We start from the raw sequence: 21,755 nt of genomic DNA, 5'->3' as shown, positions 1-21,755 counted from the left end.
TTTGCATAGTCCGTAAATTTTAGGGCTAAACTTATACTTTGATTCAGCGTTACCTATCAGTGACATTTAAAATAATCAAAAGGTTCCAGACAATCTAAGCACTGATAAGAAGCCTTACACAAGGTAGACCCGAACCTGCTGATCTGTTTGGTATGCTCCGAACCACAGCGTGGACATTTTTTCGGTTTCCCGATGTGATGTTCATCCGCTCCTTTTTCCGGAGGTGTAATTCCGAAAGCACGTAGTTTTTCTCTTGCTTCATCGGTCAGCCAGTCTGTTGTCCATATCGGAAACATTTTGGTGACTACTTTTGCTTCCCATCCGTTTTCTTTCATCATCTTGATAATGTCTTCTTCAATGGTAAACATTGCAGGACAGGCGGAATATGTAGGAGTAATTATCACCTCACAGGAATTTTCACCTGTTACCTGTGCATCTCTTACAATTCCTAATTCTACAATATCAATCACCGGAATTTCCGGATCGGGAATTGTTTTTAATAAATCTAAAAGCTGATTCATATTCTATTTTTTATCAGAACCAAGAATTGTTTTCATTGAATTCTGATAGTCCAAATTATCTGTTATTCCGTTGTGATACTGATCTTTTAATACGATCAGGCTATCCCTTTTTTTGAAATTATTTTTAAGTTTTAAAGAGGCATTATAATGAATAACCTCATCTTTATCACCATGAAAAATAATAACAGGTGATGTAACGGTTTTTAAATATTCGTTGGTCTCAAAATTATATTTCAATAAAAACTTAGGAAGAAATGAAAATTTCTGACTCATTTCATCTTTCATACTGTAGTAAGGTGCTTGTAAAATTAACAATCTTGCCTGATGGTCTGATGCTAATTTTGCAGCTAATCCTGTTCCTACAGAGTATCCTAAAATAATAATTTTGTTTTCCGGATATCTTTTTAAAAGCTCCTGGTAAGCATTCTCAACATCTGAAAAAAGCTGATCTTTACTATTAATATGATCTTCGCTTTTACCGTAGCCTCTGTAATCCAATATAAACGTATCATAATTCATACTTTTATACAATTGAGCGACTTCACTCCAGCCTTTTATTGATCCTCCGTTTCCATGAAGGTAAAAGATAACTCCTTTGGGATTTTGAGTTTTAAATAATACTGAACTCAAATGCTTATTATCTGTTGTTCTGACTGCTATTTCTTCGAAATCACCATCAAAACTAAACTTATAATTTTCAGGTAACTTTTCTGGATAAAAAATTATTTTCTCCTGATAGAAATAAATTCCTACACATAGCAGTATGTATGCTATAAGAAAAAAAGCAAGTATTCCCAGAAGCATATTTTTCATGACTTACTACCAGGTACACCCAGGATACGCTCTCTGCATATACTGAAGCTCACAAAGGATAAATCCAAAGTATTCTGTATGATATCCTGTTCTGGATTTTGGCTGCATAAACGGATCAGTTGGATATTCTAACCCAAAGCTTTGGAAATCTTTCTCTGTAATGGCAACAAACTCTTTGTACAGTTCATCAACATCAGGAACGATATTTAACACAACAAGATCATCTTCACCTTCTGATTTGGCAAATAATCCTTTGGTGTATTCCCAGATATTTTCGATGGCTTTTTCCAAACGCTGGCGGCTTTCTTCTGTTCCCTGAGCAAAAATCTTCATCCAGGATGCCGTATGAGTATAGTGATATCTTACTTCTTTTAATGATTTCTGAGCAATAGCAGATAACTCTTCATCTGCAGAATTTGATAATGCTTCATACATCAGTTTCTGATATATAGAGAAAACATATACTTTAAGAATGGTCTGTGCATAATCTTCATTAGGAAGCTCTGTCCAGTGTGCGTTTAGATATTCGTGTTCATATCTTAAAAAGGCAATATCATCCTCATTTTTACCGTTATCAATCACTCTTGAAGCATACACATAAAAGTTATTGGCCTGCCCAAGTTCATCCAACGCAATATTCGTTAATGCAATATCTTCCTCTAAATAAGGACCTTCACCGCACCATGCAGACAAACGCTGTCCCATAATGAAACTGTCATCTGCTAGTTTTAATAAATAATTATATAATGGGTTCATTGTTTAGTAGATTTGAAGACTAACAGATGATAGACGGATAGATGATAGATAGGTACACTTTAATGTCTTTTATCTCTTCGTCCATTATCTCCAAGTCTTATTCTTATTACATATTTTTTACGTCGTTTGGAATATCGTAGAAAGTCGGGTGACGGTATAGTTTGTCATCAGCCGGATCGAAGAACGCTTCTTTATCTATCCCTTCCGAAGTCACAATATATTTACTTGGAACTACCCAAACAGAAGTTCCTTCTTTTCTTCTTGTATAAACGTCTCTTGCGTTCTGTAAAGCCATTTCTGCTGTTGGCGCCTGTACAATTCCAACGTGTTTGTGAGATAATCCCGGTTTAGTCTGAATAAACACTTCCCACATATCTAAATTTGCCATAGTCAAATTAATTTAACAATGTATCAATGTACCAGTTTACCAATGAGATTCTTCGCTTTGCTCAGAATGACAATTGATTGTTACATTTTTACATTGGTATATTGTTACATTATTATATTACTTCTTTTTGTTGTTTTTCTGCAAAAGCCGCAGCTGCTTCTTTTACCCAAGAATTTTCTCTTTGCGCTTTTCTCTTGGTTTCAATACGCTTTTTGTTTGCAGGGCCATTTCCTTTTAAGATTTCCATGAATTCACCCCAAGGAAGTTCTCCGAAATCATAATGCTGTCTTTCTTCATTCCATTTCAGATCTTTATCCGGAATCGTTAATCCTAGGAATTCAGCCTGAGAAACGGTAACGTCAATAAATCTCTGACGAAGACTGTCGTTACTTTCTCTTTTCACTCTGTAATTCATAGAGATTTTAGAGTTTGGCGAGCTGTCATCATTGGGTCCAAACATCATTAAAGCCGGCCACCAAAAACGGTTTAAAGAAGCTTGAGCCATTTCTTTCTGTTGTTTTGTACCACGGCAAAGCGCCATCAGGATCTCATACCCTTGTCTTTGGTGGAAAGATTCTTCTTTACAGATTTTCACCATCGCTCTTGAATAAGGACCGTAAGAGTTCCCCATCAACATTACCTGGTTCATAATGGCAGCACCATCAACCAACCAACCGATAGCACCGATATCAGCCCAGCTTAGAGTCGGATAATTGAAAATACTGGAATATTTTGCTTTTCCTTCCAGCATATCATCGTAAGTAGCATCTCTGTCTGCTCTGATGCTTCCGTTTCCTAAGGTTTCTGTTGCAGAATAAAGGTATAAACCGTGTCCTGCCTCATCCTGAACCTTAGCCAGAAGTGCCATTTTTCTTCTTAATGATGGAGCTCTGGAAATCCAGTTGGCTTCCGGTAGCATTCCTACGATTTCAGAATGGGCATGCTGTGAAATCTGGCGAACCAATAATTTTCTGTAATCATCGGGCATTACATCTTTTGGCTCTACTTTATTTTCTTCGTGAACGTATTGAACAAATTTTTCTAAGTCCATAATCTTTTAATTTGAGAATTTGAAAATTAGTTAATTTGAAAATTATTTAGAGAAACTGAGCATAAACTATTACCCATTTTCAAATTTCCAAATTGGCACATTTTCAAATTGAATTAAACATCATAATTAAGCATCACCACATTTGTTGTCGGGTGACATTGGCAGGTCAGAACGTAACCTCTGGCTACTTCATCTTCGGTAAGCGCGTAGTTTTTCTCCATGAAAACTTCTCCCTCCAAAACTTCCGCTTTACACGTACAACAAACTCCTCCTTTACATGCAAAAGGCACAGGAAGATTGTCTTTCAATGCTTTATCTAAGATACTTTCTTTTTTGGAATTAAGGTGGAACGAATATTCATCATCATCAATAATGACCGTTACCATACTTTCAATATTGGCAATCGCTTTGAATTCATCACTCATTTCCTCTGTATTCTCTTCGTCAGGGGCTGTGAAATATTCAAATAGAACCTGAATTGCCGGTACTTTTTTATCTTTCTTTAAATAATCTGCGATGCCTTTAATCATCTCTGAAGGACCACAAATGAAATAAGTTGCTTCTTTTACATCGATCTCGGTGTATCTTTCAAACAGCTGATCTAATTTTTCTGCGGAAATTCTTCCTTCAAAAACTGGATCTTCATGTTTCTCACGGCTTACCAGATAAATCACTTTCAGTCTTCCATTGAACTGCTCTACCAGCTTATCAATTTCAGCTTTTCTTAAAACATGATTCATACTTCTGTTGCTGTAAAACAGGTAAGCATTGCTGTTAGGCTCCTGATAAAGGCTTTCTTTGATATTGGATAAAACCGGTGTAATTCCGCTTCCTGCAGCTAATCCTATATAAGTTTTTATATTGGTAGGGTGATAAGAAGTATTGAAACCTCCCATTGGAGGCATTACTTCCAGCATTTCATCCATGTGAAGATGCTCATTGAAATATCCTGATACTTTTCCGTTTTCCAGCAATTTCACCAAAACTTCCAGGGTATTGCTTTTTTCGCTTGGAGCATTGCAGATAGAATAAGAACGTCTCTCTTCATTTCCGTTGATCATCATTCGGAAATTAAGGTACTGTCCCTGTTTGAACCTGAACTTGTCTTTCAGTTCTTCAGGAATTTCTACCGCTACATTCACAGCGTCTGAAGTATCCTTCTGAACCTTTACAGTTTTAAGTTTATAAAATGAATTCATTATTTTTTTAGTATTCTATTAATTTTTCCACCTTCGCACTTCGGCAAACTGTCCTGAGCATGAACTTTCACCTTTGTAGTGATTCCTACTCTCTTTTTTATTTCGTTTTCAATATTTTTCCCAAAGCTTCCGACAAAATTAAAATAATCATCGGTATTTGCTTGTATTTTTTGTGTATTGACCAGCTCATCATCTATTTCAACATCAATATCTAAGGCGACACACATATGTTCTTTTTCTATTGGAGTTAAATAATAATTGGGAACCACTCCTTTTACATGAGAAAATACCTCTTCAATCTGGCTTGGATATACGTTTACCCCTCTTACGATCAGCATATCATCTGCTCTGCCAATAATCGGCTTCATCTTCACCATGCTTCTTTTGGCATTTTCATCATAGTAAAGACTTGTAATATCATTCGTCCAGTAACGCAGAAGCGGCATTGCTTTTTTCGTTAATGTGGTAATTACAAGCACTCCTTCTTCTCCGAACGGAACAGGCTGCTTGGTAATTGGGTCCAGAATTTCAGGATAGAAATGGTCTTCCCAAATGTAAGAACCTCCTTTTTCTTCAAAGTCTTCCATAGAAACTCCAGGACCGATAATTTCACTCAAACCATAAATATTGGTTGCATGAACACCCAATCTTTCTTCAATATGCCCCCTGATAATTTCTGTCCATGGTTCTGATCCCAATACTGCATACTTAAGACTGATTTCATCGGCAGAAATTCCTCTTTTAGCAAATTCATCAGCAATGGTTAAAGCATAAGATGGGGAACAGCAGATTACTTCCGGTTTGAAGTCTACAATAAGATCTACCTGTCTGGCTGTCATTCCTCCTGAAATAGGAAGAACACTCATTCCCAACATTTCTGCACCGTAATGAAGCCCTAAGCCTCCGGTAAAAATCCCATAACCATAAGCATTATGTAGCTGCATTCCCGGTCTTGCCCCTGCTGCATGTAATGATCTTGCCACCACTTCACTGAAAAGATCTACATCTTCTTTTGTGTATCCCACCACTGTTGGTTTTCCTGTAGTCCCACTTGAGCAGTGAATCCTCTGAAGTTCAGTTTTAGGAACTGTAAATAAACCGAATGGGTAATTGTCTCTTAAATCCTGTTTATAAGTAATCGGAAGTTTCGTGATATCATCAATTGACCTTATTTCCTGTGGAGAGATCTGCAATTCATTAAACTTTCTTCTATAAAATTCCGATTTCTCGTTCAGATAACCCATGAGATTTACTAACCGGTCGGATTGAAGCTGTCTCAATTGACCCAGCTCCAGATATTCAACTGAAAAATCCATAAAACTAACTAACATTTGTTAGGTGTAAATTTAAAAATGATTTTGGAAGCTGGCAAAATTTTTATGATTTTCGTCATATTTTGAATGATTCTAAATAACTAATTTGAAATTACTCATGAATCATTACAAATCAAAAAAATACAGAAAAGTTCCTTGAAGCTGCTCCCAATGCTATTTACCGTTCAAAGCGGAACGAAATGAACGTGGAATCTCAAGAAAATTTCTTTAAAATGTAAAACTAAATGTTAAGTAAGATCTGATAATTATAGAGATTCTTCATTCGTCAGAATGACAAAACTATATTACTTGCTTTGATTCCCCAGAAGTCCATAAAGAATTTTATCCCTTATTTCTTCAGTAATCTCATCTGTAGAATCACTGCTTCTTTTAAACCAGAAATAAGAATTATTCAGGGTATGAAGAATGAATCTTGTAGTAAAGGAGGGCGATTTCAGTTCCCAGTTTTCGGCCTGATAGATTTCGGAAATCAGCTGTTCTACTTCCTGCTGATAATTTTTCCTTAATTCTATAAATTCAGGAAGTCTTTCTTCCAGATGTCTCCACTCTATGGAATAGATGTGGGTAACATCACGGTTTTTAAGAACAACTGACAGGTGTTTATCTAAAAACAAATTCAGTTTTTCCCTTGGAACAATATCTGTATTTTTTACTTTCTGAAGCTCATCGAAAAACTCCTGTGCAATACCAAAACAAACCCACTCCAGAATTTCTTCTTTTGAACGGATATGCGCATATAAGGATGCTGCCTTGATATTAAGCTTCGTAGCAAGATCTCTAACAGAGCTTCCCATATAGCCCTTTTCCTTGAAAAGTTCTACTGCTACGTTTAATATTTTCCTTTGTTTTTCTTTAAGTTCCATCTGTAAAAATGCAAAAGTAGTTATTCTGAAATAAATTGAATACTGGAATCCAGCAAATTCGGTGAATTCCAAATTTACTTTTCAGGCTTTTCTTCTTTAAGCTGACTATTTGTTCATCAATTTCAGAGAAATTTTTATAGAATCGGAAATTTTGTCAAGTTAAATTATCGTTAAAAATACATAATCCGGAAATTTTGTCCATATTTTTTGTAAATTTAATAATTGAATGATTTTTGCGATACACTCTTCGATTACATGATTAAATAATTGATAGGCATTAAGAAGCTAAGCCTGAAAATTTAGTTTCTTGATGTTTTTTTAAAACAAAACCTTAAACGAATCATTACCAAAAATATATAAAATATGAACTTAAACCAATATACTGTAAAATCACAAGAAGCCATCCAGGCAGCACAACAGGTTGCCATGGAATTCGGTAATCAAAGTATTGAACCTCAACATCTCCTTGAAGGAATCTTTCAGGTAGATGAAAATATATCACCTTTCTTATTAAAAAAGTCTGAAGCAGATGCCAATTTAGTAAGAGAGCGCAACCGCGAAAATTTAGAAAAGCTTCCAAAAGTACAGGGAGGAAATATTTATCTTTCACAATCAGCAAACAAAGTATTGCTGGACGCGCCGAACATCGCTAAAAAAATGGGTGATGAATATGTAACGATTGAACATTTATGGTTATCCCTTATTGAAACCAGTTCCGAAGTTTCTCAAATGTTGAAAGACATGGGGGTAACTAAAAAACTATTGGAAGGAGCTATTAAAGAATTAAGAAAAGGGAGCAAAGCTACTTCTGCAAGTTCAGAAGAAACTTATCAGTCTTTAAATAAGTATGCTAAAAACTTCAATGAGTTAGCAGCTGAAGGAAAGCTGGATCCGGTAATCGGGCGTGATGAAGAGATCAGAAGAGTTTTACAGATCCTTTCCAGAAGAACAAAAAACAACCCTATCCTTATTGGAGAACCAGGTGTAGGTAAAACAGCTATTGCTGAAGGGATTGCTCACAGAATTATCAGTGGTGATATTCCTGAAAACCTCATGAATAAAACCTTGTATTCATTGGATATGGGAGCATTGATCGCGGGAGCAAAATATAAAGGGGAATTTGAAGAGCGTCTGAAATCTGTAGTGAATGAAGTGATCAAATCTGACGGGCAGATCATTCTTTTCATTGATGAGATCCATACTTTAGTGGGTGCCGGAGGTGGTGAAGGGGCTATGGATGCTGCCAATATTCTGAAACCAGCCCTTGCTAGAGGTGAATTAAGAGCAATTGGAGCAACTACCTTGAGTGAATACCAAAAGTATTTTGAAAAGGATAAAGCCTTAGAAAGACGTTTCCAGAAAGTAATGGTGGAAGAACCGGACACAGAATCTGCGATTTCCATTCTTCGTGGAATTAAAGATAAATACGAGGCTCACCATAAAGTAAGAATCAAAGATGAAGCAATTATTGCTGCCGTGGAAATGTCTCAAAGATATATTTCAGACCGATTTTTGCCGGATAAAGCAATTGACCTTATCGACGAGGCTTCTGCTAAATTAAGAATGGAGATCAACTCCAAACCAGAAGAACTGGATGTTTTAGACAGAAGACTGATGCAGCTGGAAATTGAATTGGCTGCGATTTCAAGAGAAGGCAATCAAACCAAAATTGACCATTTAAAAGAAGACATTGCTAAAATTTCCGAACAGAGAAACGAGATCAATGCCAAATGGCTGAAAGAAAAACAGAAAAGTGAGGATCTTACCCAGATCAAAAAAGATATTGAATCTCTGAAATTAGAGGCTGAAAGAGCTTCCAGAGCAGGAGATTATGCCAAAGTAGCGGAAATCCAATATGGAAAACTTCGTGAAAAAGAAGATGAATTGGCAAAACTTGAACTCGAAATGCAGAATCATCAGAATGAACTTATCAAAGAGGAAGTAACTTCTGAAAATATCTCTGAAGTCATTGCAAAATGGACAGGCATTCCTGTAACCAAGTTATTACAGTCTGAAAGAGATAAATTATTGAATCTGGAAGCAGAACTCCACCACAGGGTTGTGGGCCAGGATGAAGCTATTGAGGCTGTAGCAGATGCGATCAGAAGAAACAGAGCTGGATTGAGTGATGATAAAAAACCAATTGGATCTTTCTTATTCTTAGGAACCACCGGTGTAGGTAAAACAGAGCTTGCAAAGGCATTAGCTGAGTTCTTATTTGATGATGAAAACAATATGACCAGAATTGATATGAGTGAATATCAGGAACGTCACAGTGTTTCCAGGTTGGTAGGAGCGCCTCCGGGATATGTAGGGTATGATGAAGGCGGACAATTGACTGAAGCGGTAAGAAGAAGACCTTATTCAGTAGTACTTTTAGATGAGATCGAAAAAGCACATCCGGATGTTTTCAACACTTTACTTCAGGTTTTAGATGATGGCCGTTTAACAGACAATAAAGGTCGTGTAGTGAATTTCAAAAATTCAATCATCATTATGACTTCAAATTTAGGTTCACATTTAATTCAGGAGAATTTTGAAAACTTAACCGAGGAGAATCAGGATGAGATTGTGGATAAAACCAAAGATGAAGTTTTTGATCTTTTAAAACAAACATTAAGGCCTGAATTCCTGAACAGAATTGATGAGATTGTACTGTTCCAACCTTTAAGAAAGAAAGAAATCGGAAAAATCGTTCAGTTTCAGCTGAGAGGATTCAATGAAATGTTAGCAAAACGTAACATCATTATGACATTCACTCAGGACGCAGTAGATTATCTGATGGAAAAAGGATATGATCCTGCATTTGGGGCAAGACCTTTAAAAAGAGTGATCCAGCAGGAGGTATTGAATAAACTGTCTAAAGAAATCCTTGCAGGAAATGTAAACGATGGTGACAGAATAACCCTGGATTATTTTGTAGAAACAGGCTTGGTATTCAGACCTACTGAACAATAAAAGAATAAAGTAGTTTTTTTCATATACATTAATTTTTGTAGATAAGTGCTGTAGAGAAATCTGCGGCACTTATTTTTTTAATATCTCTTGTTTAAGTTTGATTAATGCTAAAAAAATAAGATTATTAAACCGGTAAATCCTCACAAACTCCAATCATTAGAATATATTTTATTAAATTATATCTTTTCAATGTGAAATATAATTACCTTTATCTTTCTAACAAATTAATAACTCAAACAAAATCAGTATGAAAAAGTTAAAAAGACAGGAATTAAAGAAAATTGATGGTGGAGTTCTTCCTCCAATGATTGCATGTGACGAATTCTGGAACTGCCCTACAGGGCTTTGCTGTACAGCAGGTCTGGTTTGCAGGGATCCTAAAAAATATGGTTGCATTTAAATATAAACGGAGAACTTTTCTCCGTTTTGTTCTTTATAACTTTTTATTTGTATTTTTTTTGAATCACACAACCCGTAAAAACACGGTAAAAATAACAGTATAATTCCCTATTTCCTATTCTATTTTCTATGATTTTTTTTGCGAAATTTGCGAAAATAAGGATACCCTACTATAAAACTAAGTTATGAAAACAGAATCTACTAATGAGCACAATTCTTCGGGATCAGGAGTAATGTCAAATGATCTGATTAAAGCTCTTATCGACAACTACCGTCAAAACCAGATGAATGCTATTAATGAAGCTATGGGGATAGATGATGCCCATTCCATATGGTTTGATCTACCTAAGCTGAAAGATTTTATCAGTCTGATAGAGCAGGAAGCCAGGGCTGTAAATCCTGAGTGTACACAGGAAGATCTGGGAATCAGATTTTATTATGCCGCTTATCCAAAAATTGAAGACTGGGAGATTATGGACAGCCACCCTGTCCCGCAGGAATATTCTGAAAGACATACTTTGGTTATGATCCCAACGATGAAAAGAGAAAATGCTGAGGGAGAAACGCTTCACTATGATTTTAATTCTCTGCACAACGAAGGGAAATCTGTTGCTTTAAATGCACTTAAAAGCACCAAACCAAGTAATCTTGGTGAAAATAGTGGAACGCTTATTCCACCATCACCCTCAATCAATGAATCTTATTAATTACCATTCATATTCTTAAACACAGTATGACTGAGATTCAAAAAATTTTTGCATCATTCATGTATGTGGGGGAAGGCATTGCAGCTTTAGTCTCTCTGATTTATTACAACCGTGTAAAAAAACAACACTGGAAATATCTGGCCATCTATCTCGTTCTTATTTTCCTCTGCGAATCAGCTGTAAAATGGGGAGAAAAACCGCTTAAAATAGACCGGATATATTTTTACAACTACTTTGTGATTCCGTTGCAGTTTATATTTTTTTATTGGCTGTATGCAAAAAAATCTCTGAAGAAAGTAAAACTGTTCTATATTATGACGGGAGCATATCTTTTAACATATCTTCTCAAGGCTCTTTTTTTCCCGGAAAAGAAAGTTATCTTTTCTTTCAATTATAATATAGGCTGCCTGTTCTTAATGGCTCTTGTCATCATGGAGTATTATAAACAGGTTAACTCATCTGACATTCTCAATTTCAGTAAAAACAAAATGTTTTATATTAATCTGGGAATAACACTTTTTTATATTGCCAATCAGCCATTTATGGCATTTAACTCTCTCCTGTGGAAATATATAGAAATCTGGGATATTTATTTTATATATTTCCAGGTGTCAGGAGCAGTTATGTATATTTTATTTGCAAGTTCATTCATATGGGGAAAACAGAGCTCTTAATAACTTTTATTTCATTCAACATCTTTTTTTTGATGTTTGTAGTTGCCATATTTATCTATATCCGGAATTACAGACAGCGAAAAAAAGAATATTTGAATGAAATTGAAATGAAAAATGAAATTCACCAGCGAGAGCTTCTGTCTACTCAGCTGGAAATCCAGCAGGCCACCATGCAGCAGATCGGGCGCGAACTTCATGATAATATCGGACAAAAACTGACTTTAGTGAGTTTATATGTACAACAGATGCTTTATGAGAACAAGGTTCCGGAAGCCAGTGAAAGAATTGACCAGGTTTCACAAATTATCAATCAGTCTCTACAGGACCTCCGCAGCCTTTCAAAAACTCTTACAGATGATAATATCAGCCAAAAGGAAATCGTGACATTAATTCAGGAAGAGGTTGACAATACCAATTCACTCAAGAAATGTCTGATCAGTTTTGAACATAATTTTGACCAGCTGGATCTGGGTTTTGTGCATAAAAACCTTTTATTGAGAATCACTCAGGAATTTATTCAAAACAGTATAAAACACTCTCACTGCAAAAATATATTCATCAGTCTGAATACCTCAGAGAACATACTTTGGGAGCTCACCATCCGTGATGACGGAGTCGGATTTGATACCAACCAGACAAAATCTAACGGAATAGGTCTCACCAATATGAAAAACAGAGCGGAAATCATCGGTGCCGACTTCCTTCTTGAAAGTGAAGAAAATATAGGTACCCAACTCAATATCATTTTAAAAAAACAGCCATGAAAAAAACAATTGTAATTGTTGACGATCATATACTTATTGCCAAAGCCCTGGAAGGAATTATCGGTAACTTCGGTGAGTTTGAAGTCATCTATGTCTGCGAAAGCGGTAAAGATCTGATTCAAAAATTTGAAGAAGGAAATGCAATTCCGGATATCATTCTCATGGATGTGAGTATGCCCATTATGGATGGTTTTGAAACCGCTGCCTGGGTTTCCAAAAATCATCCGGATATCAAAGTAATGGCACTCAGTATGCAGGGCGATGACAATAGTGTGATCAAAATGATTAAAAATGGAGCTAAGGGATATCTTTTAAAAAACACCCATCCAAAAGACCTGGAAACAGCACTTACAAGATTAAATAACGACGGTTTTTTTTACCCTGAATGGGCTTCTAAGATCATATTCTCGAACCTCAACAAAGCTAATGAAGCAGAAATAGTCATAAAAATTTCTGAGCGGGAAAAGGAATTCCTGAAATATACTGTAACTGAGCTTAGCTATAAAGAAATTGCAGATAGAATGTGCTGCAGTCCCAGAACCGTAGAAAGCTACCGAGATCAGCTATGTGAAAAACTGGATTTAAAAACCCGTGTCGGGCTAGCCGTTTTTGCCATTAAAAATGGCTTTGCCAACTAATAGTAATATTAAAAAAATTCTATAAAAATAATTCGTTATAGAATTTTTTTATTTCACTCAACCCACTTAATTGTGAAATACATCAAATATATTCGATTTTAATTAAAATTCAATATAATGCTATTTTAAATAAACAATACACAACTAAAACAACTATTAAATGAGAATAATTTAAATAAAATACAAAATAATTTGCATATCAATTTCAAATAATATAATTTCACAATCTCAAAATTTAAAAGCGATATGAAAAAACTATTATTTGGAGCTCTTGCTCTGGGATTAATGACTGCCTGTAATAATGACAGCGTAAACAACCAAAATGAAACACCAATGAATTCAGAAGCTTCTTCTCCTTTCAGTGCTACACAAAGAAATTGTCCTTCAGAAGAAATGAGAAATGAAGCCTTAAAAAACAATCCGGCATTAAGACAAAAAGTTGCTGATTTTGAAGCTAATGCGACAAATTTTTCCAAAAACATGGCTATGGGAAAAGTTCTAGCAGACGGAACTGTTGAGATCCCTGTAGTGGTGAATGTATTATACAGCACAACTGCTGAGAACGTATCAGATACAAGAATTGCAGAGCAGATTGCCGTATTAAATGCTGATTATGGTGGAACAAATACTGATGTTTCAAAAATACCTACAGAGTTTCAAGGAGTAAAAGCAGGTGATGTAAAGGTAAGATTCAAACTAGTGAATACAGTTAGAAAATCGACTACAAAATCATCATGGGGCACAACAGATGTTAACAACAATACAATGAAGAAAGCATCTACAGGAGGAATTGATGCTACAAATACCACAAACAACTTCAATATTTGGGTAGTGGGACGTATGCCTAATACTAGAGGAGATATCCTTGGTTACTCATCATGGCCTGAAGATTCTGGTACATGGAAAGATGGTATCGTAATAGCAGCTCCATTTTTTGGTAAAACCGGAACATCTGCTAATTTTAACTTAGGAAGAACAGCTACTCACGAAGTTGGTCACTATATGGGACTTAGACATATCTGGGGAGATACAACATGTGGAGATGACCTTATTGCAGATACTCCTACCCAAACAACTTCTAATACTGGCAACCCAACTTATCCGCTTTACAATACATGCTATGGCGTGAAGAGATCTGTAATGTTTATGAATTATATGGATTACTCTAATGACAAATCATTATATATGTTTACTGCAGGGCAAAAAACAAAAATGCAATCTGTAGTAGCAGCTAATGGATTAAGAGCTGGATTAAGAGTTAATTAAAAATCCATTTTTTAAAAATTTTTAAAAACTATCTCAAATTGAGATAGTTTTTTTATTTCCCCCACATCAAAACCATACACTAAGAAGAATAAGATAAATAAATCAATAATTACAACTCTCATTTAAAGCTATTTTATTGATTAATTCATTGCGAAAAATATTCTATAAATAACAAAAAAATATAATTTATTTTCATTTAAAAATACACTTAAAAGTGAAATATAAAACAATAATCAATAATTGATTAAAATACAAAACAAACGTAATTATATTGAAATATATTCAATTAAAACATGAATAAAATAAACATTTATTAAGAATTTAGACAAAAAACTTGCATATTAATTTTAAATAATATAATTTCATACTCTCAACCACATTATATTATAACGATATGAAAAAACTCTTTTTAGGAGCTCTAATTCTGAGCTTTATGTCAGCCTGTAATAATGACAGCATTACCAATCAAAATGAATCCTCAATGAATTCAGAAGCTTCTCCTACTGCATCAACTGCTACCCAGAGAAAATGTCCGTCTGAAGAAATAAGACAAGCAATGCTTCTGAAAAATCCGGCACTCCAACAAAAAATGGCCGAGATTGAGTTCAGTACCGAAAAATTTGCAGAAAAACTTAAATTAGGAAAAGTACTTGCAGACGGAACTGTTGAGATCCCAGTTGTTTTTAATGTTATCTACAATACTTCTACCCAAAACGTTTCTGATGCAAGAATCGCAGAACAAATTGCTGTACTCAATGCTGATTATGGTGCCACCAATTCCGACATTAATAAAATTCCTTCTGCATTTCAACCTTCAGCAGCAGGAGATGTAAAAATCCGTTTCAAACTAGTAGCAACCAACCGCAAGCAAAGCTCAAAAACTGGCTGGAGATCTGATCTAGAAGAGATGAAAAAAGCGACTACTGGAGGTATTAATGCTACTGATGTGAATAAAAATATGAATATCTGGGTTGTCAATTCAATTCTTGATGAAAACAGCCAGCCCGGAACTCTAGGCTATGCTTATTATCCGGAACATGCAGGACAATGGTATGATGGTCTTGTAATAGGATATCAGTATATAGGAAAAACCGGAGCCTCTGCACCATTCAACTTAGGAAGAACAGTAACGCATGAGGTAGGGCATTATCTAAACCTTCCACATCTTTGGGGATCATCTAATGCAGGATGCCAGACAGATTATTCTAATGACACACCAACCTCTCCTGGTCCTAACTATGGAAATCCAACATATCCTTTAAATAGAGTTTGTGGAGGAGTAAGCCGTTCTCAAATGTTCATGAACTATATGGATTATGTAGATGACAAGTCTATGGTTATGTTCTCTGCGAATCAAAAAACAAGAATGCAGGCTGTAGTATCAGCATCCGGACCAAGATCTGGGTTAAGATAGTCAACAACATCACTTACTATATTATAAAATTATTAAAATAGTCTATCTCAATTTTTGGGATAGACTTTTTTTTTTATTTTTACCCGATTTAAAATTTCACAGTCACAAGGATGAAAAAAATAGCCCTAGCATCAGGGATTCTACTGCATTTATATAGTTATAAAGCACAGGATACTGTTCAATCTCGAAATCTTCAGCAAGATATTGCTTTAATCAACACCAATTCACCTCTAAAAGAATCTACTCCATTTTTTAAAAAGGATTGGGTAAAAAAATCTGTGGCTCCAGCTATCCTTTTTACTGCAGCAGCAGCTACATGGGGGGAAAAAGAAAATATCCGTGAGGTAAGAAACCGGTACCTGCCCAACTTTAAAGTCAAATATGATGATTACCTTCAGTATGCTCCAGCTGTAGCCGTTTATGGTCTTAAACTGGGAGGAGTAAAAGGGCGAAACAATGTTGGAAGAGCTACTTTATCTTATGGTGCCAGTTTGCTGATTATGGGAATTTTAGTCAATTCTATCAAATATACTGCAAAAGTTGAACGTCCGGACGGGTCCAAAAACAACGCTTTTCCGTCAGGGCATGCAGCAATGGCCTTTACCAATGCCAGTTTTCTACACAAGGAATACGGGATGGTAAACCCGGCCTACAGTATTGCAGGGTACGGTTCTGCCGCCATTACTGGATTGGGACGAAACTTAAATAACAGACACTGGGTTCCTGATATTCTTGCCGGTGCAGGAATCGGGATTATATCCACAGAACTCGGGTATTTTTTTATTGATAAAATTTATAAAAATAAAGGAGATAATTTAAGTGTTTTATCCAGAATACAGGGAAATGACTATCCATCCTTTCTTGCTCTAAAGATGGGAACCGCATTGGGTACGACCAACTTCCTGAAAGAATCTGAACTGGATGACAAAAAACAAACCGGTTTTGAAGGCGGATTGGAAGGGGCTTACTTTTTTTCAAAAAAATGGGGCGTGGGGGCAGATATTACTTTCAGCAGCTTTCCGATCAAGTCCCAGCGAATAACTTTTGATGACGGACAGGATTTTGGTGAGCATGAAATTAAAACCCAATCTATGGGTTTCTTAGCTGCAGGTATTGGACCATATTTCTCTCATGAGTTCTCTGATAAATGGCAGCTTATGCTAAAGGTAACCGGTGGATATTCTGCCACCGCCAGTGGAAAAGTATTTGTAAAAGGAGATAATATAGATGCCCCTAGTCATGAGTTACAGATAGCCAGGTACAAACCTAAACCCGCTTTCCGTTGGAACACAGGAGCTTCTATGACCTATAAGTTTAATCCTGGATTAGGCCTTACTTTTTATACAGATTACAATCTGATCAATTCTACCATCCGTTATCATTTCAGCGATGATATCAAAGAAAGTGCAGAACTGGATCAGGAACTGAATAATCTTATTGCTAAAGAAAAAATAAGTTATATTACACTGGGTTTGAGATTAACCGCATTTTTCTAAAATAAAAAAGCCTTCGGATCTGAAGGCTTTTACTTTTATAATGTTTTAGTATTATCTGCTGGCGTATAATCCATAAAAATATCTCCGTCCAGCTGTACAGATTTCACTCTTTTCTTAATAGGAATTACCAGATCAGTAAGTTTCTGGTCTTTTTCCCAGACAGAAGGTGAAAAATGCAATTTCTCAGTACTTCCGTCTTCATAAGATAATATGGCATCAAAAGGGATAGCAAAACCACCTGTATTAACTACATTCACTGTAAGTAAATCGTTCATTTGATTGACTCCTGCAAATTTTAAATCAATATAATTATTGGTATAGAACCAATTCTGGAAGAACCAGCTAAGATTTTTACCGGAACCTGTACTCATAGAATTAAAATAATCCCAAGGAACTGGGTGTTTTCCATTCCAGTTGTCCATATAATGATGTAACGCCTTTTTAAACAGTTCATCCCCCAGATAATCCTTTAATGCAAGATAAGACAGGGATGATTTCACATATGAATTGTTCCCGTATCCAGAGCCACTTACCTGCGTACTCATTGTAATGATCGGCTGATCCTGCTCTGCTGAAGGGTCATTGATCCATCTTTTTACACGGAAATTTTTATAAAACTCTTTTGCTGCAGCTTCACCATTCTCATCAATTCCGATCAGATACTCTAAAGTAGTTGCCCAGCCTTCATCCATAAAAGCATATCTCGTTTCGTTAATTCCCATGTAGAAAGGGAAATAAGTATGGGCAATCTCATGATCCGCAGTAAGCCTGGCATCCTTAAGGTCATCCGGAATACTTGTATCGTTAATCATCATCGGATATTCCATATCGGCATACCCTTGAATAGCTGTCATTACATTATAAGGATATTCTACTCCCGGCCAGTTTTTGGAAAACCAGTCCAGATTGTAACGCATCCAGTCTACATAGTGTTCAAAATCTTTTGCTCCGGCTTTATATCCTGCCTGAACACTAGCTCTTTTGGTTTTCAGCTGAACGCTGGCAGCATCCCATACATAATGATTACTCAATGCAAAGCAGAAATCTGTAATATGGCTGGCTTTAAACTTCCAGACATTCCATTTATTCTGCTGGGTTACCTTTCCGGATTTCATTTCCTGCTCTGTAGCGATATGCATTAGTTTATCGCTTTTCAAAGAAGCTTTATATCTTTTTAAATATTCTGGCTGAAGAACGGCCTCAGGATTCAGGAAATCTCCTGTTGCCCAAACGACATAATTTTTGGGTGCAGTAATAGCAAAGCTATAATCATTAAAGTCATTATAAAACTCCTGTCTGTCAGAATGCGGAAGCATATCCCATCCGTTATAATCATCATACACAGAAATTCTTGGGAAGGAATATGCAACATAGAATGTTTCCGGATCAATCTGACCTTCTCTTCCACTTTGTACAGACAATGGATATTCCCATTCAATCTTTACTTCTGATTTTGATTTTGATTTTAAAGCTGATTTTAATTTTACTTTTTCAACAGTTCCCCAATCATCACTGTTGATGTCATACTTTTCTCCATTTACAATGAATGATTTAATCTTAAGCCCTGTGGACAAAAAGTCTTTGGAAACAGTTCCTGACCTTGGAGACTGCGGTTTGTGTAGGTTATTCACAAATCTTATTGCCAGCTCATTGAGATTATCCGGGCTGTTATTGGTATACATAATGGTTTCTTTTCCGGAAACAATCTTTGTATTGGCATCTACTTTTACTTCAACATTGTAAATTCCTTTATTCTGCCAGTAGTTTTTACCCGGTGCTCCGGAAATATCACGGGTCCCTTTTTCATAAGCTTTTTTAATATTTCTCGGCATATACAATTCCTGGGCAGACAATTGTAGCAATGAAACAACCACCAACATTCCGGAAAAAATTCTCTTCATAATGATCTCTTTTTAAGATTGGTATCAAAAATAACGAAAATGTAACACCAAGTAAGAATTTCTTTTATAATAATGTTTTATGGTAATTAATTTTTTGTTTAAAATATTCTAAAGCCTATCCTGCTCGGATGTTTTTCTGATTGTTTTGGCATTTTTTACAGACTGATTTCCAAAATTGTATTTTAATGACAAGGTAAAGCCCCTGGCATCTGTATAATCCAGGAAATAATTATCCTGGTTGGCATATCTGGTAACCACCTTCTGCCCTGTTGTTCTGAAAATATCACTCAAAACCAATGATGCTTCCAGCTTTTTATTAAAAAACTTTCTGTTCATCACAAAATACGCAGACCAGGTGCTGGAGATCCTGAAAGGCCCCTGAACTCCCGGAGAATAATAACGGTGTCCCATTTCCATCTTCCAGTCACTGTTTTTATCCAAAGTAAAGCTCGTAGAAAGATTAGACCCCAGACTCCATACTTTATTCTGGTGCAGAATACCGTCAACGCCATTGAAATAATTTTCGTTGTGCTCCAGGCTTTCAGAGACTATAATATTCCACCATGGCTTTACTTCAAAGTTTTTATATAAATCGATCCCAAATGCCTGTCCTTTTTCAATATTGGTAAAATGATAAACCACATTATTGGTTGATGGCACCTGATAAGAAATCTCCATAGATGGGTACAGTTCCTTTCTGTAATAAAGCTCCACATTCCAATTCTTCCAGGAATAGGTAAGATTAAGATTATGAATAATTGTCGCTTTTAGTTGTGGATCCCCCTGAAAATAAGAAAACAGATTATAATAAGACTTTGCTGGGTTCAGCCATGAATAGGAAGGCCTGTTGATTCTTTTACCATAGGAAAACCCAAACTCATGCTTATTTTCCGTTGTGTATTGCGCATAAAAAGTTGGGAAAAACTTCCAGTATTTATTTTTATTAAGATCATAAGGTTCTGAAACAATTCCTTCCAGATTGGTCATTTCTGCACGAAGTCCTCCTTTGAAATTCCATTTTCCAATGTTATAAGAAAGTGAGGAATACAAAGCAAAATTATGTTCTTTATAGTCAAAGACACTACTCTTTTCAGGTCGGTACTGCAATATTCCGTTTTCATTATCTGAAAAATTCAATGTACTGTTTGTTTTTACAAAACTGTATTTTGTACCGGATTCAATTTCCCATTGATCTCCTTTCCATTGATAATCCAACTGCGTGGAATATAATTTTACATCTGCTTTATTCTGAGTAAGGAAGTTATCTTCTCTTGATGGCTGACCTGCAAAATTTAGGTGTGTAGCTACATTCTGATCTTTCCCGGAATTATTTCCCGTAAAGTAGTTGATCCATGACAGGCTGCTTTTTTTATTCAGTTTTCTGTCTGCCTGGAAGCTAACAGAACTGTTGGCAGAACGGGATTGATGATCATTAAAGGTTCTGTAATTTGACTCTAGAATATCCTGACTGTTATAGATCTGTGTCGGTACATCATAAATTCCATGAGACTTTGGAGAAAAAAAACCTGAATAGTTGAGGCTTAAGCTGGTTAAACTATCCAACTCATATTCCACATTAAAATTCAGGGTATTCTGGTTAGTGTTTTTATCCTTCCTGTTCATCGTACTTATCCATCTGGTCTGGCTTTCAGCATAATTAACATAGTCATATCCTTCACGGTAATAAGTTCCCATCCCTTTATAATAGCTCGCCATCACAGAGAGCTTATCTTTTTTATAATATTGTGACAACCCGAAAACAGCCTTTGCATACTGCGTTTGAATGTATTTTGAAGAAACAATACCACGATAACCTTCAATTTTATTCTTTTTCATCACAATATTCAGTACTGCACTTCCTGCAGCTTCGTATTTTGCAGACGGGTTGGTAATTACTTCTATAGACTTCACCTCATCGCCTTGTGTATTTTCCAGAAGGTTTTTAAGTTCATCACCTGTAAGCATTACTTTTTTATCATTAATGGCAACCAGAATTCCCGTACTTCCTTTCACCGTCAGAACATTATTATTGACCATTACATTTGGAGTATTTTTTAAAATCTCCCATGCATTGAGTGATGAAATATTACTGTTTTCTACATTAAATTCCAGGCGGTCCACTTTTCTTTTAACCAATGGCTTCCTCTTGGTCATAACAACACCTTCAATTTCCTGAGACTCCTTTTTAAGAATGATTTGTAAAGCTTCTGGTTTTTCCAGATCCAATGTTTTTTCAAATAGAGAATACCCAATCGTTTTCACTACCAATTTCACATTGTTTTCTGCAATAATTTCCAAAGTGAAACCACCGTTAGTATCAGTCTTTAGCTCTTTAATTAATTCGTTTTTTGAATTATACAGCGTTACATGCACTGCTGAGAGTTTTTCATTTTCGGTATTCATCACCGTTCCTACTATTCTTTCCTTTTGGGCCAGTACCATCATCGGAAAACATAGAAAAAGAAGAATTTTGTTCATGATTATTTTATTAAGAATAATGTAAAGCAAAACATAGTATTGCTTTACAGGGCAAAATTCTATAATGGGCAGGAGAATTACGGTTAATGCAAAGTTAATGATGGGTTAATGCCTTTATCTTGATAAAATCTAAAC

At 35.8% G+C, this 21,755-nt stretch carries 19 protein-coding genes; 9 read left to right on the top strand and 10 right to left on the bottom strand.

The features are described 5' to 3' along the window. Positions 1-56 precede the first annotated feature (56 nt). The 8 genes from paaD to WH267_RS16380 form a co-directional block, all read right to left on the bottom strand. A complete protein-coding gene (paaD, locus tag WH267_RS16415) occupies positions 57-521 on the bottom strand; it encodes a 1,2-phenylacetyl-CoA epoxidase subunit PaaD (protein WP_340009770.1) in 465 nt (154 codons plus the stop codon). Between the two features lie 3 nt (positions 522-524). Further along, on the bottom strand, positions 525-1,334 hold the full coding sequence (locus WH267_RS16410; protein ID WP_340009769.1) for an alpha/beta hydrolase: 810 nt from the start codon (positions 1,332-1,334) through the stop codon (positions 525-527). 6 nt (positions 1,335-1,340) lie between these two features. Next, positions 1,341-2,090 (bottom strand): 1,2-phenylacetyl-CoA epoxidase subunit PaaC, encoded by a 750-nt coding sequence (gene paaC, locus WH267_RS16405; RefSeq protein WP_340009767.1) that lies wholly within the window; start codon positions 2,088-2,090, stop codon positions 1,341-1,343. A 106-nt stretch (positions 2,091-2,196) separates the two neighbouring features. After that, positions 2,197-2,478 carry a 1,2-phenylacetyl-CoA epoxidase subunit PaaB gene (gene paaB / locus WH267_RS16400; RefSeq protein ID WP_034679196.1) on the bottom strand — a complete coding sequence of 94 codons (282 nt, stop codon included), beginning with the start codon at positions 2,476-2,478 and terminating at the stop codon, positions 2,197-2,199. A gap of 112 nt (positions 2,479-2,590) precedes the next feature. Then, positions 2,591-3,529 (bottom strand): 1,2-phenylacetyl-CoA epoxidase subunit PaaA, encoded by a 939-nt coding sequence (gene paaA, locus WH267_RS16395; protein ID WP_123321544.1) that lies wholly within the window; start codon positions 3,527-3,529, stop codon positions 2,591-2,593. A gap of 113 nt (positions 3,530-3,642) precedes the next feature. Further along, entirely contained in the window at positions 3,643-4,728 is a 1,086-nt protein-coding gene (locus tag WH267_RS16390) for a 2Fe-2S iron-sulfur cluster-binding protein (RefSeq protein WP_123321543.1), read from the bottom strand. Continuing rightward, positions 4,728-6,044, bottom strand: a complete 1,317-nt coding sequence (locus tag WH267_RS16385; RefSeq protein WP_123321542.1) for a phenylacetate--CoA ligase family protein — start codon at positions 6,042-6,044, stop codon at positions 4,728-4,730. The genes WH267_RS16390 and WH267_RS16385 overlap by 1 nt, the downstream gene beginning before the upstream one ends. A 302-nt stretch (positions 6,045-6,346) precedes the next feature. Further along, entirely contained in the window at positions 6,347-6,997 is a 651-nt protein-coding gene (locus tag WH267_RS16380) for a TetR/AcrR family transcriptional regulator (protein ID WP_228455803.1), read from the bottom strand. A gap of 291 nt (positions 6,998-7,288) precedes the next feature. On the opposite strand from WH267_RS16380, the gene clpB reads away from it, so the two are divergent. The 9 genes from clpB to WH267_RS16335 all read left to right on the top strand — a co-directional run bounded on the left by clpB (position 7,289) and on the right by WH267_RS16335 (position 17,241). Then, positions 7,289-9,883 (top strand): ATP-dependent chaperone ClpB, encoded by a 2,595-nt coding sequence (gene clpB, locus WH267_RS16375; protein WP_340009760.1) that lies wholly within the window; start codon positions 7,289-7,291, stop codon positions 9,881-9,883. A 247-nt stretch (positions 9,884-10,130) separates the two neighbouring features. Continuing rightward, a complete protein-coding gene (locus tag WH267_RS16370; RefSeq protein WP_165852287.1) occupies positions 10,131-10,283 on the top strand; it encodes a hypothetical protein in 153 nt (50 codons plus the stop codon). Positions 10,284-10,467: 184 nt separating this feature from the next. Beyond that, the gene (locus WH267_RS16365; protein WP_340009759.1) at positions 10,468-10,989 is read left to right on the top strand and encodes a hypothetical protein; all 522 of its coding nucleotides are present in this window, start codon (positions 10,468-10,470) and stop codon (positions 10,987-10,989) included. 26 nt (positions 10,990-11,015) lie between these two features. Continuing rightward, positions 11,016-11,663, top strand: a complete 648-nt coding sequence (locus tag WH267_RS16360) for a hypothetical protein (protein WP_115972733.1) — start codon at positions 11,016-11,018, stop codon at positions 11,661-11,663. Between the two features lie 107 nt (positions 11,664-11,770). Continuing rightward, the gene (locus WH267_RS16355) at positions 11,771-12,427 is read left to right on the top strand and encodes a sensor histidine kinase (protein WP_228455802.1); all 657 of its coding nucleotides are present in this window, start codon (positions 11,771-11,773) and stop codon (positions 12,425-12,427) included. Beyond that, positions 12,424-13,065, top strand: coding sequence for a response regulator transcription factor (locus WH267_RS16350; protein WP_340009755.1), 642 nt, complete (start codon positions 12,424-12,426; stop codon positions 13,063-13,065). Before WH267_RS16355 ends, WH267_RS16350 begins: the two co-directional genes overlap by 4 nt. 246 nt (positions 13,066-13,311) lie before the next feature. Beyond that, positions 13,312-14,331 (top strand): zinc metalloprotease, encoded by a 1,020-nt coding sequence (locus WH267_RS16345; protein ID WP_123321537.1) that lies wholly within the window; start codon positions 13,312-13,314, stop codon positions 14,329-14,331. Positions 14,332-14,725: 394 nt separating this feature from the next. After that, the gene (locus tag WH267_RS16340; protein WP_115972737.1) at positions 14,726-15,745 is read left to right on the top strand and encodes a zinc metalloprotease; all 1,020 of its coding nucleotides are present in this window, start codon (positions 14,726-14,728) and stop codon (positions 15,743-15,745) included. A 110-nt stretch (positions 15,746-15,855) separates the two neighbouring features. Beyond that, positions 15,856-17,241, top strand: coding sequence for a phosphatase PAP2 family protein (locus tag WH267_RS16335; protein WP_340009752.1), 1,386 nt, complete (start codon positions 15,856-15,858; stop codon positions 17,239-17,241). A gap of 35 nt (positions 17,242-17,276) precedes the next feature. On the opposite strand, the gene WH267_RS16330 is transcribed toward WH267_RS16335, so the two are convergent. Both WH267_RS16330 and WH267_RS16325 read right to left on the bottom strand, forming a co-directional pair. Next, complete coding sequence (locus tag WH267_RS16330) at positions 17,277-19,142, bottom strand: M1 family metallopeptidase (protein WP_340009750.1); 1,866 nt, start codon at positions 19,140-19,142, stop codon at positions 17,277-17,279. Between the two features lie 108 nt (positions 19,143-19,250). Next, on the bottom strand, positions 19,251-21,620 hold the full coding sequence (locus tag WH267_RS16325) for an outer membrane beta-barrel family protein (protein WP_340009748.1): 2,370 nt from the start codon (positions 21,618-21,620) through the stop codon (positions 19,251-19,253). Positions 21,621-21,755: the final 135 nt, after the last annotated feature.

It is taken from the genome of Chryseobacterium sp. MYb328, assembly GCF_037572595.1.
Taxonomy (GTDB): domain Bacteria; phylum Bacteroidota; class Bacteroidia; order Flavobacteriales; family Weeksellaceae; genus Chryseobacterium; species Chryseobacterium pennae.
This window is presented reverse-complemented; position numbering and strand designations above follow the sequence as displayed.

Coding starts and splice junctions, on each gene's coding strand:
- WH267_RS16340 (WP_115972737.1), top strand. CDS start 14,726: ATGAAAAAACTCTTTTTAGGAGCTCTAATTCTGAGCTTTATGTCAGCC.
- WH267_RS16365 (WP_340009759.1), top strand. CDS start 10,468: ATGAAAACAGAATCTACTAATGAGCACAATTCTTCGGGATCAGGAGTA.
- paaA (WP_123321544.1), bottom strand. CDS start 3,529: ATGGACTTAGAAAAATTTGTTCAATACGTTCACGAAGAAAATAAAGTA.
- paaB (WP_034679196.1), bottom strand. CDS start 2,478: ATGGCAAATTTAGATATGTGGGAAGTGTTTATTCAGACTAAACCGGGA.
- WH267_RS16335 (WP_340009752.1), top strand. CDS start 15,856: ATGAAAAAAATAGCCCTAGCATCAGGGATTCTACTGCATTTATATAGT.
- WH267_RS16410 (WP_340009769.1), bottom strand. CDS start 1,334: ATGAAAAATATGCTTCTGGGAATACTTGCTTTTTTTCTTATAGCATAC.
- WH267_RS16330 (WP_340009750.1), bottom strand. CDS start 19,142: ATGAAGAGAATTTTTTCCGGAATGTTGGTGGTTGTTTCATTGCTACAA.
- WH267_RS16385 (WP_123321542.1), bottom strand. CDS start 6,044: ATGGATTTTTCAGTTGAATATCTGGAGCTGGGTCAATTGAGACAGCTT.
- WH267_RS16345 (WP_123321537.1), top strand. CDS start 13,312: ATGAAAAAACTATTATTTGGAGCTCTTGCTCTGGGATTAATGACTGCC.
- WH267_RS16360 (WP_115972733.1), top strand. CDS start 11,016: ATGACTGAGATTCAAAAAATTTTTGCATCATTCATGTATGTGGGGGAA.
- paaC (WP_340009767.1), bottom strand. CDS start 2,090: ATGAACCCATTATATAATTATTTATTAAAACTAGCAGATGACAGTTTC.
- WH267_RS16390 (WP_123321543.1), bottom strand. CDS start 4,728: ATGAATTCATTTTATAAACTTAAAACTGTAAAGGTTCAGAAGGATACT.
- paaD (WP_340009770.1), bottom strand. CDS start 521: ATGAATCAGCTTTTAGATTTATTAAAAACAATTCCCGATCCGGAAATT.
- WH267_RS16355 (WP_228455802.1), top strand. CDS start 11,771: ATGAAAAATGAAATTCACCAGCGAGAGCTTCTGTCTACTCAGCTGGAA.
- WH267_RS16350 (WP_340009755.1), top strand. CDS start 12,424: ATGAAAAAAACAATTGTAATTGTTGACGATCATATACTTATTGCCAAA.
- WH267_RS16370 (WP_165852287.1), top strand. CDS start 10,131: ATGAAAAAGTTAAAAAGACAGGAATTAAAGAAAATTGATGGTGGAGTT.
- clpB (WP_340009760.1), top strand. CDS start 7,289: ATGAACTTAAACCAATATACTGTAAAATCACAAGAAGCCATCCAGGCA.
- WH267_RS16325 (WP_340009748.1), bottom strand. CDS start 21,620: ATGAACAAAATTCTTCTTTTTCTATGTTTTCCGATGATGGTACTGGCC.